Here is a 13919-nt window from a genome sequence, read left to right as displayed (position 1 = left end):
ATCCCGCCGAACCGGCTCGCGCTCAACCAGAGCGCGACCCCGCACGCCCCGAACCCCGCCGTGGACACCACCGGCCGTCCGTGCACCTGTCCTTCGACGCGCCGCAGGTGGCGCTGGATGTCGGCCTTGTCCTGGGTGCAGCGGGGCCGGGGCGGGTACGGATCGTGGTCCGTACCCGCCCCGGCCGGGGGCTGCGGCCGTCAGTGCTGGTCGGCCGCGCGGAACGACCGAAGACGCAGTGAGTTGCCGACGACGAAGACCGAGGAGAAGGCCATGGCCGCTCCGGCGATCATCGGGTTGAGAAGACCGGCCGCCGCGAGCGGGATGGCTGCCACGTTGTAGCCGAAGGCCCAGAACAGGTTCGACTTGATGGTGCCGAGCGTCCTGCGTGACAGCCGGATCGCGTCGGCGGCGGCCCGCAGGTCACCACGGACCAGGGTCAGGTCACCGGCTTCGATCGCGGCGTCGGTGCCGGTGCCCATGGCGAGTCCGAGGTCGGCCTGGGCCAGGGCGGCGGCGTCGTTGACGCCGTCGCCGACCATCGCGACGCTGCGGCCTTCGGCCTGCAGCCGCTTGATGACGTCGACCTTGTCCTGCGGCATGACCTCGGCGATGACCTGCTCGATACCGACCTCGGCGGCCACCGACTCGGCGACGGCCGTGTTGTCGCCGGTCAGCAGGATCGGCGTGAGGCCCAGGCCCCTGAGCCGCTCGATCGCCTCGGCGCTGGTGTCCTTGACCGCGTCCGCGACTTCCAGGACGGCGCGGGCCTCGCCGTCCCAGGCGACCGCGATCGCGGTCCGCCCCGCCTTCTCGGCCCCTGCCTTGGCCCGGGCCAGCGGCGCGGGCAGTTCCATGGCCCAGTCGGTGAGCAGCTTCTCGCGGCCCACCAGAACGGCGTGGCCCTCGACGACGCCCTGGACACCGAGTCCGGGAACGTTGGCGAAGTCCTCGGGCACCGGCAGGGCCCCGACCTTGTCGGCCGCTCCCTGAGCCACGGCCTGGGCGATGGGGTGCTCGGAGGAGTGCTCCAGGGCGCCCGCCAGGCGCAGTACGTCCGTCTCGTCGGTGCCTTCGGACGTGTGTACGGCGAGCAGGGTCATCCTGCCGGTGGTGACGGTGCCGGTCTTGTCCAGGACGATCGTGTCGACCTCGCGGGTCGACTCCAGGACCTCGGGTCCCTTGATGAGGATGCCGAGCTGCGCGCCGCGTCCGGTGCCGACCATGAGGGCGGTCGGGGTGGCCAGGCCCAGGGCGCAGGGGCAGGCGATGATCAGTACGGCGACGGCGGCGGTGAAGGCGGCGGTCAGGCCGGAGCCGTTGCCGAGCCAGAACCCGAGGGTGGCGAGCGCGAGCGCGATCACGATCGGCACGAAGACGGCGGAGATCCTGTCGGCCAGGCGCTGGGCCGCGGCCTTGCCGTTCTGCGCGTCCTCCACCAGCTTCGCCATCCGGGCCAGCTGGGTGTCGGACCCGACACGGGTCGCCTCGACCACCAGGCGCCCGCCCGCGTTGAGAGTCGCGCCCGTCACGGAGTCGCCGACGCCGACCTCGACCGGTACGGACTCGCCGGTCAGCATCGAGGCGTCCACCGCGGAGGCGCCCTCGGTGACGGTGCCGTCGGTGGCGATCTTCTCGCCCGGCCGCACGAGGAACCGGTCCCCGACGGCCAGGTCCGCGGTCGCGATCCGCACCTCACGGCCGGCGCGAAGGACGGTGACCTCCTTGGCGCCCAGCTCCAGCAGCGCCTTCAGGGCGGCCCCGGCCTTGCGCTTGGAGCGTGCCTCGAAGTACCGCCCGGCCAGGATGAACGCCGTCACACCGGCCGCGGCCTCCAGGTAGATGTTCCCGGAGCCGTCCGAGCGGTCGATCGTCAGCTCGAAGGGGTGCGTCATGCCGGGCATGCCGGCGGTGCCGAAGAACAGAGCCCACAGCGACCACAGGAACGCGGCCGAGGTGCCGACCGAGATGAGGGTGTCCATGGTGGCCGCGCCGTGCCGGGCGTTGGTGAAGGCGGCCTTGTGGAAGGGCCAGGCGGCGTAGGTGACGACCGGAGCGGTGAGAGTCAGCGACAGCCACTGCCAGTAGTCGAACTGCAGCGCCGGGATCATCGCCATCGCGATGACCGGGACCGCCAGGACCACGGCGGTGGTCAGTCGCTCGCGCAGCGGACGCAGGTCGTCGGCCTGCTCGGAGGCTCGGTCGCCCTCCTCGCCGGAGGACCGGGTTCGGGCGGGCGCCGGCTCGCGGGCGGTGTAGCCGGTGGCCTCCACCGTGCCTATGAGATCGGTGACCGAGATGCCCTCGTCGAAGGAGACCTTCGCCTTCTCGGTGGCGTAGTTGACGGTCGCGGTGACGCCGTCCATACGGTTGAGCTTTTTCTCGATCCGGGCGGCGCACGAGGCGCAGGTCATGCCGCCGATGGCGAGCTCGACCTCGGCGGCGCCGGCCTGAGTGGTGGTCATGGGTGCTCCTCGTGCTGGGAGGACCGCCGGGGCCGAGACCTGGCCCCGGCGGTGGGTGAAAGGGGAAGGGATCAGGCGGCGCGGCCGGTGACCTCGTAGCCGGCGTCGTCCACGACGCCCGCTATCACCTTGTCGTCCGGCTCGGCCGCGCTGATCACGGCCACCTGCCCGGCCTCCAGGTCGACCTCGACACGGCTGACACCGTCGAGAGCGCCGATCGCCGTGGTGAGGGTGTCCTTGCAGTGACCGCAGGTCATGCCGGAGACGGCATAGAGAGTGCGCACGCCCTCGATCGCGACCGACTGCTCGGTGTTGCCGGCGTTGCAGCTGTTGTCAGGGGTGCAGCAGGACGAAGACATACCGGGTTCCTCCATAAAGACCTGAGACTTCGATCGACCCCACAGATACCGGGTGGGGGTATCCTGTGATCGCTTCTCAGGTATACCCCCCACCCGTATGGAGTGCAAGTGTGAGGGGTGCCTGCATGGGTAGTGGGGTCCACCCCGCGTCAAGGGGACGTCGTCGTCAGAAGTGAGTCGCTGCCAGCCGCGATGAAGCTCAGTCTGTGCAGGATATAGACGACACTGATGTCAGATGTTAGCGTCGCAGTGCTGCTCTTGGCTGCCGGGCGAGCTGACTTGGTGGAGAGAAAGAAGACATGACGGAACAGGCGACGACGACTTCCGCCGGATACCGGAGTATCTGGACCGAGCTGCGCGATGTCGCCTTCACCCAGGCATGGGTGAAGGCCGACGGCATCGACACCCGTTACGTCGAGGCGGGCCCCAAGGACGCACCCGCGATCGTGATGCTGCACGGCACCGGTGGGCACTGGGAGACCTTCGCGTCCAACCTCGGCCCGCTGTCGAAGCACTTCCGCTGCATCGCCGTCGACATGGTGGGCAACGGCTTCTCCGAGAAGCCGGACCACGACTACGAGATCGCCGTGTACGTCCGTCACGTCGCGGCACTCATGGACGAACTCGGCATCGAGAAGGCCTCGTTGATGGGCACCTCGCTCGGGTCCTGGGTCGCGGCGCGGTTCGCGCTCACCCACCCCGATCGCACCGGGAAGCTGGTCCTGATGTCTCCGGCGGGACTGATCGCGACGGCCGCCAACATGGCACGGGTCCGCGCCGAGCGGACGCGGGCGGTCGAGAACCCCGACTGGGACTCCATCAAGGCGATGTTCGAGAACCTCATCGCCGAGGAACGAAACCGGATCCCGGACATGATCGCGCTGCGCCAGGCCATCTACCGGCTGCCCGAGACGCGGGAGGCGATCGACCACGTCCTGATCCTCCAAGACGCGGAGGTCCGCGCGCGGAACCTGCTGACGAAGGAGGAATGGGCCGCCATCGAGGCTCCCGCGCTGGTGATCGCCTCGGGCAAGGACCACAACGAGTACCAGAGCACGGCCCGCCAGGTCGCCGGGATCATCCCGAACGCCGAGGTCCTGGAGATGCCGCACGTCCGGCACTGGCCGCACTTCGAGGACCCGGACACCTTCAACGCCGCGGTCCTCGACTTCCTGCTCGGGAAGTGACGGGGCGATGAGCGAGAAGGAAGCCCCTCCGGCCCGGCCGGCCGCGGCGGTCGGGAAAGGCGTGCGGACCCTGGACGACGAGCGCGTGCGCGAGATCGCCACCCGGCTGCGCCGGGCCGAGACCACCCGCACACCGATCCGTCAACTGTCCCTCGACCACCCGGACATGACGATCGAGGACGCCTACGCCGTCCAGCACGCCGGCGTCGCCCTGAAGCGCGCCGAAGGCCGGCGGCTCCTGGGCCGCAAGATCGGCCTCACCTCGCGGACGATGCAGCAGGCGGTGTCGATCGACGAACCCGACTACGGCGCGCTGTACGACGACATGTTCTTCGAGGACGGCACCGAGATCCCGTACGACCGGTTCATCAGGCCCCGGGTCGAGGTGGAACTGGCCTTCGTGCTGGGGGACAGCCTGAAGGGGCCGGGGTGCACGAAGTTCGACGTACTCCGGGCCGCGGAGTACGTCACCCCGGCGCTGGAGATCCTGGACGCGCGTGTGCAGATGGCCGATCCCGAGACGGGGCACACCCGCACCATCGTCGACACCATCGCCGACAACGCGGCCGATGCCGGGCTCGTCCTGGGCGGACGCGTCGTCCGGCCGATGGACACCGACCTGCGATGGGTGTCCGCCCTGCTCTACCGCAACGGCGTCATCGAGGAGTCAGGGGTCGCGGCGGCGGTGCTCAACCATCCGGCCAACGGTGTGGCGTGGCTGGCCAACAAGCTCGCGCCGTACGGAGTGTCGTTGGAACCCGGCCAGGTGATCCTGGCGGGATCCTTCACCCGCCCCGTCCACGCCTACGACGGTGACACCTTCCACGCCGACTTCGGCCCGCTGGGCAACATCACGTGCCGGTTCATGGGGGAGGCGCCCGATGTCCGCGACTGATCGCGCCTCCTTCGCGGAGGCACTGCGGGGTGGCACACCGCAGATCGGGATGTGGGTCGCCTCGGGCAGCCCTCTGGTGGCGGAGATCTGCGCCGGCAGCGGCATCGACTGGCTGCTGATCGACAGCGAGCACGCGCCGAACGACGTCCGTTCCCTGCTTCCCCAACTGCAGGCGTGCGCCGCGTACGACGTGCACGTCGTGGTCAGACCGCCTGTCGGTGACACGGTCATGATCAAACAGTTCCTCGACATCGGGGTGCGGAACCTGCTGATCCCGATGGTCGAGTCGGCGGACCAGGCCCAGGAACTCGTACGAGCCACGCGGTACCCCCCGGCCGGCGTGCGAGGTGTCGGCAGCGCACTGGCCCGGGCGTCGCGATGGAACCGTGTCTCCGACTACCTGCCGACAGCGGACGCCGGGATCTGCCTGACCGTCCAGATCGAGTCCCGGCGAGGGATCGAGGCGATCGAGGAGATCGTCGCCGTGGACGGGATCGACGGGGTCTTCATCGGGCCCGCCGACCTGGCAGCGTCGATGGGACACCTCGGGAAACCGGATCATCCGGCCGTCGTGGCAGCCGTCGACGACGCCGTCAAGACCATCAGCGCGCTCGGCAAACCGGCGGGTGTCAACGCGTTCCAGGAGTCACGGGCACGCGGGCTCATCGACCTGGGCGCCCGGTTCGTCCTCGTCGGCGCCGATGTGGCGCTGCTCGCCCGCGGAAGCGAGGAACTCGCCGCCCGATACCGCTGAACCACGGAACCGGCCCCGACCATCTCGTCGAGTTGAGAGAAGACACATGGAACGCTTCGGAATGACGATCGGCGGCGAACCGCGCCCGGGCCGGACGACTTTCACGACGGTCGATCCCTACACCGGTGAACCGTGGGCCGAGGTCGCGGAAGCGACCGAACAGGACGTCGCCGACGCCGTGAACGCGGCGCGCGCGGCCTTCGACGGCGAGTGGGGTGCGATGCCGGGCCGCGAACGGGCCCGGCTCCTGCGGCGGCTGGGCGAACTCATCTCGGAGGCGGGGGACGACCTGGCTCTCTGCGAGACCCGGGACAACGGCAAACTGCTCCGGGAGATGTCCGGCCAGTTGCAGGCGCTGCCGGCGTACTACGACTACTACGCGGGCCTCGCCGACAAGATCGAGGGCCGGGTGGTGGACACCGGACGCCCCGACTTCTTCGGCTACGTGAGCCGTGCGCCGGTGGGTGTGGTGGCCGCGATCCTGCCCTGGAACTCACCCCTGCTGCTGCTCACCTTCAAGCTGGCGCCCGCGCTCGCCGCCGGCTGCACCGTCGTGGCCAAACCCTCTGAGCAGGCCCCCGTATCGATCCTGCGCCTGGCGGAGCTGTTCGAGCGCGCGGGATTCCCCCCGGGCGTCTTCAACACGGTCAGCGGCGCCTCGCGGCAGGTGGGCGAGTGGCTGGTCGCGAACCCGGACGTGGACCGGGTGTCGTTCACCGGCTCCGAGGTCACCGGCGCCGCGGTCGCGAGCGCGGCCGCGCAGCACCTGGCCCCCTCCACACTGGAGTTGGGCGGCAAGTCCGCCAACATCGTCTTCCCCGACGCCGACCTCGAAGCCGCCGCCAACGGACTGATCGCGGGCATCTTCGCGGCCGCCGGACAGACCTGCATCGCGGGCTCCCGCGCACTGATCCACGAAGAGGTCTACGACGAGGTGGTCGCCAGGGTGGCGAGCCGCGCGGCGACCATCACGATGGGGGACCCGAAGGCACCGGAGACCGAAATGGGGCCCATCTGCTTCCCGGGGCAACTGGACAAGATCCGTGGCTTCGTGGAGTCCGCCCGGTCCGACGGCGCGACGATCCGGGCCGGCGGTGGCGACCGGGGGATGGGGGGCCTCTTCTTCGAGCCCACGATCATCACGGACGTCACCAACGAGGCCGCCGTCTGCCAGGACGAGATCTTCGGGCCGGTCCTCAGCGTGCTGCGCTTCAAGGACGAAGGGGAGGCGGTGGCGCTCGCGAACAGTTCCCGCTACGGCCTCGCGGCGGGGATCTGGACAGCTGACGTCCGACGGGTCTTCCGGATGACCAAGCGGCTGCAGGTGGGAACGGTCTGGGTCAACGCCTACCGGACGCTCAACTACGCGATGCCGTTCGGCGGGGTCAAGAACAGCGGCTTCGGCCGGGAGAACGGCACCGAGGGGCTGGGGGAGTACCTGGAGGACAAGGCCGTATGGATCGAGACCACCGGCAACACCCGTGACCCGTTCGTCCTCGGCTGACGGGAAGGGGTATTCCATGGCAACCGAGAAGCTGGTCGTCTGCGCCAGCCACAGCCCCGGTATGGAGCGCGACGAGCAACACGTCCAGGGGCTCGGGTTCCGTGCCGGTCTGGAGGAAGCGCGGCGCCGCGTGGCCGACTTCGCGCCCGACTGCGTGGTGCTGGTCGGTGGCGATCACCGTCGTACGTTCCGGGAGATCGTCCCGGCCTTCGCCGTCGCCCTCTCCGCCGGGATCATGGCCGAGGCGGGGCATCCCAGCGCGCGCCTCAAGGTGCCCGAGGGCATCGCTCGTGGCCTCGTCGAGGATCTCCTCGCGAAGAACTTCGATGTCAGTGTCTGCCGCGACGTGGAGTTCGATCACGCCTTCGCGCAGCCGCTGCGTGTCCTCCTGGGGGGCCTCGACGTGACACCGGTCGTCCCGGTCGCTGTCAACTGCGCCACCCCGCCCCTTCCGTCGGCTGCGCGTGTGCTCGCGTTCGGCCGCGCGATCGGCGGGTTCCTCGACCGGCAGGGGGGCCGGGTCCTGGTCATCGGCAGCGGCGGGCTCTCCCACTCGCCCCCCAGCCTTGAGGTGGATACGTACGATCTGAGCGACGAGGAGCGGGCCCGGCTGATCTCCGAAGGGGCGGAAGCGGCGAAACGCAAAGTCCGCCCCGAGTGGGACCAGGCGCTGCTGCGTGCGCTCGCCGACTGGGACGAGAAGGAACTCGTCGAACTCGTCGACCACGCGACCGAACGGGCCGGTGTCGGCGGCAACGAGGTCCGTACCTGGCTGACCGCCGCCGCGGCGGGCGGAGTTGGCCTGGAGACCATCGCCTACGAGCCGGTCCCCGACTGGATCACGGGCATGGGAGTCGCGGCGTCGACGACTCACAGCCGCGACTAGGGGCCGCGCCCGGCGCACTGCCTGCGGCCCGCGGCGGGACGGACTCTGCCGATGTCCCGAGGCGGAGCCCGGACGCGGTCGTGCCGACGCCGTGTGTCCTTTGGCGGCGGGGAACGTGCGTCACCTGCCGTGGGTGTGGTCTGACGCACCCGTCACGGTAGGCTGGTCCAGGAGCCGGCACGGCACGACGCCCCTTCTCGGGGCGTGGCCGCCGACCGGAACTGTCCGAAGCGAGGGAGTGGGATGTCGGAAATGCTCGAACGCCTCGAACGCGGAGTGCCCCTGGTACAGAAGGACAGGGTCGCCCCGGGAGCGGCGCCCGGCGCGCCCGCTCAGGCGTCCGAGCCGGGGCTGTGCTGAGGCCATGTCCAGCGAGGAGATTTTCCGGCGGGCGAGCTATGGCCCGAGCAGTCCTGTCGTAGGCGAGCGCGGCGCGCGGACGCGCCAGCGCATCGTGGATGTCACGCTCGAACTCTTCGCCGCCCGCAGCTTCCACGAGACGTCGGTGGACGACATCGCCAAGGCCGCGGGCATCTCCCGGGCCACGCTCTACCAGTACTTCGGCAGCAAGGACGAGATCTTCATCGAGCTGATGGAGGAGTGCGGTTCGGCGCTCATGCGCGTGGTCCGGCGCCTCGGCCCGCTGGGGGCCGACCCGCAGGGTTTCGACAACCTCCACTGGTGGCTGGGCGAATGGGCCTGGGTGTACGACAAGTACGCCACCATGTTTGCCCAGTGGGCCCATGTCGACTCCGCGGAGACGTCACTGAAGCCCATGATCAACAAGTTCGTCGACGCCTACGCGGCCCGGGTCACGGGGCGCCTGGAGTCCTCCGGAGTCGAGGGTCTGGAGCTGTCGCACGCGGCGGCCGCCCTGGAGGCTCTGGTCACCCGGTTCAACTACCTGCGGCATTCGCCGGTGACCGCCGGGCTGGACCAGGACGCGCTGCTGGACGGCCTCGCCGTGGTCGTCCAGCTGGTGCTGTTCCCCGGGACACCGGCCCAGGCGCTGGCCAGTCTGGAGCTGGAGTCGGGGGAGACGGCGCGGCAGGCGTTGCCCGAGACGCTGCCGCGGGCGCGGGCCGACAGGTTCGACGACCTGAGCCCACGAGCCCGCCGCACGGTCGAGGAACTGATCGACGCCGCGTGCCGTATTTTCGCCGTCCGCGGCTACCACGCCGCGAACATCGATGTCGTCGTGGCTGAGGCGGGCTTCGCCCGGGGCACCTTCTACAAGTACTTCCGCGACAAGCTCGACCTTCTGACGGCCGTCGCGGAAACGGCGTGCGAGGACCTGGTCGAGGTGTTTGCGCGGTTCGCGGACATCCGTCCCGGCCCCGACGCCCCTACCGCTCTGCGGACCTGGCTGCGCGCCTACCTGCCGGTCCACAAACGCTACCTGGGGGTCATCCGGGTGTGGACGGAGCGGCAGCCCGAGGACCCGACCCTGACCTCCTTGTCGATCCAGGTGAGTCACGCCTTGGAGGCGGCCCTCGCCACAGTCCTGGGCCACCTGGAGCGTCCGTACCCGGTGGACATCAAGGCAGCGGTGCTGCTGCTGCACGTCATGCTGGAGCAGGTGCCCGTGGCCGTTCCTGAAGGGGCCCGCGGGGCGAGCGAGGACGAAGTGATCGAGATCGTGGCCCTCTTCGTCGAACGGGGGCTGCTGAACGGCACACCGGTCTCCCGCCGCCGTGCCGGTGCCTCCACCGCGAAGAAGTCCGCGTAGCCGGTCCTTGATGCGGCCGGCACTCCCGGCCGGGGCACCTCCCGGGCGGCGGTAGCCGGGGGAGACGCGAGCCGATCGGGCGGCGCATCCTGGACGACCTGCTCTTGGTGCGCCGGGACCGGCCGTGGTCGGCCGCACGGTCGACCGCCCGCCGTGGGTCGGCGGTGCGGGACGGCACTGGGACGCGCGTGACGGAATGCCCGCCTCGGGTCTTGTCCGTTCGACAGCGATCTGACACGATGTTCATCGAATGTTGTGGCATCTTGTTGCATAGTGCGTGAATGCGCTTCGCTTCTTCTGACGACTCTGTCTCTCGGGGGAAGGTGGTGTTCGACCGGCAGCCGATGGCAGCCGGATCGCGCGCGAGGCGAACTCGGCGGCGCCGCGCGGGATGAGCGCCCAGCCGCCCCAAGACGGACGTCAGCACGCCAGGCCGCGCGTGCCCTGTATACGCGGCCTCCGGAGCCGAACGCCCTCTGCCCACCGCCGCCCCCCTTGACCCGCCCCCCGCCGGAGCGACTGCCTCGGCGCGTGCTCATCCGGAGGTATCACCATGGCTGGACCGTATGACGTGCTCGTACTGGGCAGTGGTGCGGCGGGACTGACCGCAGCGTTCATCGCGGCCACGGAAGGTGCCTCCGTCGGCCTCTTCGAGAAGGCCGACCAGGTGGGGGGCACGACCGCGTGGTCCGGCGGAAACGTCTGGATTCCGAACAATCCGCTGATGCCCGGTGTCGGCGTCGAGGACAGCGCCGAGGACGCCTTCACCTACATCATGTCGCTGTCCCGCGGCATGCTTGACGAGCGTCTCGTGCGCGCCTACGTGGAGGCGGGCCCGGAGATGGTCCGCTTCCTGGACGCCAAGGCCCGTACGGAGTTCTATGTGGCCGAGGGGTTCCCGGACTACCACGCCGAGCATCCGGGCGGGAAGCCGCAGGGCGGCCGGTCGTTGGAGACTCCGCTGTTCCCGTTCGACGAGCTGGGCGAGTGGAGCGACCGGGTCACGCCGGGGCCGTACTTCGCGAGCAATCTGCACCTGGTACAGCGCGAGACGCCGATCGGCGCGGCGGTGCCGCAGCCGCCCGCCGCCGAGGAGTTGGAGCGCCGCAAGATCCGCGACGAGCGAGGGCGGGGTCAGTCGCTCGTCGGCCGGCTGCTCAAGGCGTGCCTGGACGCCGGTGTCGCGATCGAGACAGGGCACCGGGCCCGCGAGCTCGTCGTCGACGACGGCCGTGCCGTCGGTGTGGTCTTCGAGACACCGGAGGGCCGCGTCGAGGTGCGGGCCCGGCGCGGTGTGGTGCTCGCGACCGGTGGTTTCGAGTGGAACGAGGAGTACAAACGGGCGTTCCTGCGCGGACCGTTGACCCACCCGGTCACCATGCCCACCTGCGAGGGCGACGGCCTCTACATGGCGATGAAGGCAGGCGCGTCGCTGGGGAACATGCGGGAGGCATGGTGGAGCCCGGTCGCCGAACTGCCCCCCGGCATCAACGACATGAACCGCGTGATGGTCAACGCCGACCGCACGCGCCCACGCTCCGTCATCGTCAACCGGCGCGGACGGCGGTTCACCAACGAAGCGGCGAACTACAACGCGTTCGGCGGCGCCTTCCACGCCGAGGACGTCACGACGTTCAGCTACGCCAACCTGCCGTGCTGGCTGGTGTTCGACCAGGAGTACCTGCGTCGGTACGGCACCGTCGGCCCCCACCCGGCCGGCGAGGAGCCGCCGGCGTGGCTCACCCGGGGCGCCACCCTCGCCGAGCTCGCAGGCAAACTCGGCATCCCGGCCGACGGGTTCGAGGCCACCGTACGGCAGTGGAACGAGTACGCGGCCGCGGGCCAGGACCCCGACTTCCGCCGCGGCGAGAGCGCACACGACCTGTGGTGGGGCGACCCGTATCTGAAGGGGAAGCCCGAGGCGACCCTGGGCCCGCTCGACGAGCCGCCGTACTACGCGATCCCGCTCGTCAGCGGTGCGCTCGGCACGAAGGGCGGACCCCGCACCGACGCCGACGCCCGGGTCCTCGACCTCGACGGTGCTCCCATCGAGGGCCTGTACGCCGCGGGGAACGTCATGGCATCCCCGTTCGGCATGACCTACGGCGGTGCGGGCGGCACGCTCGGCCCCGCGATGGTGTTCGGTTACCTCGCCGGCCGCCATGTGGCCGCCGCTGCCGGAAACCGGGCGTGACGGGCCGGACTGTGTCGCCGTCCACCGAGCGGGACGAGCGGGAGGGCCACCATCTCGCGAGGCGCGCGGCGTTGGCCGACGGCGTAGACACGGTCTGCCTGCTTTTCGTGGCCAGGAACGCACCGGTCCAGCGGCGATGTCCGCGCTCATGCCCCGCTGTTTCGACCGGGACCAGCGGTACTTCGGCGTTGCGCTCGGCCACGACACCGGCGTCATGCTCACCGGCGGCTTCACTCCGCTCATCGCGACCTGGCAGACGAGGACCCCGGGAGCGCCGACGCACCGGCCACCCGGCCCGGTGTCATCCGTGCGGCCTCCGACCGGCCGATCTCCCCAAGGAAGTGACGCAGTGACCCTGGCAGACACCACCGGCCCCCACCTGACCGCCGACCGCCTGTGGGACCTGGTGGCCGCCCGGGCCCGGGCGACCCCCGACGGCCTCCTCGTCGTCGACGAGCGCCGCCGCCGGATGACCTTCGCCGGGTTCCGCGACGCGGTCGAACGGACCGCGGCCGGGTTCGCCGCCCGTGGCGTCCGCGAGGGCACCGTGGTGTCCTGGCAGTTGCCGAGCCGGATCGAGACGATGGTGCTCACGTTCGCGCTGTCGCGGCTCGGCGCGGTGCAGAACCCCATGGTCATGATGTTGCGTGAGCGCGAAGTGGAGTTCATCTGCCGCCAGGTGGGCGCCGAACTGCTCATCGTGCCCGAGGAGTTCCGCGGCCACGGCCACGGGGCGATGGCCCGTACCGTCGCCGGCCGCCTGCCGGCACTCGAGATCCTGGTCACCGACGGGACGCTGCCCGAGGCGGACCCGGCCGGGCTGCCACCCGAGCCGGTCGGCCCACCCGCGCGCTGGGTCTTCTACACGTCCGGCACCACCTCGGACCCCAAGGGCGCGCGACACACCGACGCCGGTCTGGTCGCGGCCGCCACCACCTACTGCCGTCACGTCGGCCCGGGGCCGGACGACCGGATCGCCGCCCTCGCCCCGATCGCGCACGTGGGCGGCGTCCTGCACGTCCTGTCCGCGCTGATGTCCGGGGCCGGGCTGATCCTCACCGACGCCTTCGAGCCCGCCGCCACCGCACGGCTGCTGAGCGAGGAGGGCGTGACCTACGGCGGCAACGGCACCCCGTTCGTGCAGGCGTTTCTGCGGGAGCAGCGCAAGGACCCGACGAGGAGGCTCTTCCCGCATCTCAAGGCGTTCCTCATCGGCGGGGCGCCGCGGCCGGAGTCACTGCACCAGGAGACCCGCGAGGTGCTCGGCGGCAGGGGCATCGCCTCGGGCTACGGGCTCACCGAGTGTCCGTTCTTCGCCTGGGGGAGCCCGCTCGCCGACGACCGCACGATGGCCACGACGGAAGGCCGGCCGGGGCCGGGGGCGCGGGCGCGTATCGTCCGCCCGGACGGCGGCCTCGCCGGGACGGGGGAGCGCGGCGAACTGTGGTTGAAGGCACCGCAGTTGATGGTGGGCTACGTGGACTCCGCGCTCGACGCGGAGGCGTTCGACAGCGACGGCTGGTTCCGCACGGGCGACCTCGCGTTCCTCGACGAGCAGGGCTGCCTCACGATCACGGGACGGATCAAGGACGTGATCATCCGGAACATGGAGAACATCTCCGCACGGGAGGTGGAGGACGAGTTGGTCACCTACCCGGGGCTGCGGGATTCGACGGTCGTCGGACTGCGCGACCCGGCGACCGGCGAGCGGGTCTGCGCGGTGGTGGTGCCCGAGAACTCCTCGGCCCCGCCGACACTGGATGGCGTGTGCGCGCACCTGCTGGCGCGCGGGCTCAACCGGCGAAAGCTTCCCGAGCAGCTCGAGATCGTCGACGAGCTGCCGCGCAACGCCATGGGAAAGGTCGTGAAGGCGGCCCTGGCCGAGCAGTTGACGAAGGCGGGACCTGGGGCCGGCCGCCCGCTCGCCTGACCGCAGGGTGAACGCC

At 70.6% G+C, this 13919-nt stretch carries 10 protein-coding genes; 8 read left to right on the top strand and 2 right to left on the bottom strand.

Annotated elements, in window-relative coordinates; all coding sequences use genetic code 11:
* Positions 1-200 precede the first annotated feature (200 nt).
* Positions 201-2465 (bottom strand): heavy metal translocating P-type ATPase, encoded by a 2265-nt coding sequence (locus tag LUX31_RS04440; RefSeq protein WP_235473228.1) that lies wholly within the window; start codon positions 2463-2465, stop codon positions 201-203.
* A 71-nt stretch (positions 2466-2536) separates the two neighbouring features.
* Positions 2537-2824 carry a heavy-metal-associated domain-containing protein gene (locus LUX31_RS04435; RefSeq protein ID WP_235473226.1) on the bottom strand — a complete coding sequence of 96 codons (288 nt, stop codon included), beginning with the start codon at positions 2822-2824 and terminating at the stop codon, positions 2537-2539.
* A 299-nt stretch (positions 2825-3123) separates the two neighbouring features.
* On the opposite strand from LUX31_RS04435, the gene LUX31_RS04430 reads away from it, so the two are divergent.
* The 8 genes from LUX31_RS04430 (at position 3124) to LUX31_RS04395 (ending at position 13903) form a co-directional block, all read left to right on the top strand.
* Positions 3124-4011, top strand: a complete 888-nt coding sequence (locus tag LUX31_RS04430; protein WP_235473224.1) for an alpha/beta fold hydrolase — start codon at positions 3124-3126, stop codon at positions 4009-4011.
* Positions 4012-4018: 7 nt separating this feature from the next.
* Positions 4019-4906: a 2-oxo-hept-4-ene-1,7-dioate hydratase gene (hpaH, locus tag LUX31_RS04425; protein ID WP_235473223.1), complete on the top strand. Its 888-nt coding sequence runs from the start codon at positions 4019-4021 to the stop codon at positions 4904-4906.
* A complete protein-coding gene (locus LUX31_RS04420; RefSeq protein WP_235473221.1) occupies positions 4893-5660 on the top strand; it encodes an aldolase/citrate lyase family protein in 768 nt (255 codons plus the stop codon). The genes hpaH and LUX31_RS04420 overlap by 14 nt, the downstream gene beginning before the upstream one ends.
* A gap of 46 nt (positions 5661-5706) precedes the next feature.
* Positions 5707-7164: an aldehyde dehydrogenase gene (locus LUX31_RS04415; protein ID WP_235473219.1), complete on the top strand. Its 1458-nt coding sequence runs from the start codon at positions 5707-5709 to the stop codon at positions 7162-7164.
* A 16-nt stretch (positions 7165-7180) separates the two neighbouring features.
* Positions 7181-8050, top strand: coding sequence for a 3-carboxyethylcatechol 2,3-dioxygenase (locus tag LUX31_RS04410; protein ID WP_235473218.1), 870 nt, complete (start codon positions 7181-7183; stop codon positions 8048-8050).
* Between the two features lie 364 nt (positions 8051-8414).
* Positions 8415-9779, top strand: a complete 1365-nt coding sequence (locus LUX31_RS04405) for a TetR/AcrR family transcriptional regulator (protein WP_235473217.1) — start codon at positions 8415-8417, stop codon at positions 9777-9779.
* 553 nt (positions 9780-10332) lie between these two features.
* Complete coding sequence (locus tag LUX31_RS04400) at positions 10333-11973, top strand: FAD-dependent oxidoreductase (protein ID WP_235473216.1); 1641 nt, start codon at positions 10333-10335, stop codon at positions 11971-11973.
* 349 nt (positions 11974-12322) lie between these two features.
* Positions 12323-13903 carry a class I adenylate-forming enzyme family protein gene (locus LUX31_RS04395; RefSeq protein ID WP_235473215.1) on the top strand — a complete coding sequence of 527 codons (1581 nt, stop codon included), beginning with the start codon at positions 12323-12325 and terminating at the stop codon, positions 13901-13903.
* The last annotated feature ends 16 nt before the right edge of the window (positions 13904-13919 follow it).

Origin of the sequence: Streptomyces sp. GQFP, from assembly GCF_021545335.1 — a bacterium.
Lineage (GTDB): Bacteria > Actinomycetota > Actinomycetes > Streptomycetales > Streptomycetaceae > Streptomyces.
The sequence above is the reverse complement of the archived record's forward strand: the minus strand, read 5'-3'. Positions and strand labels throughout refer to the sequence as shown.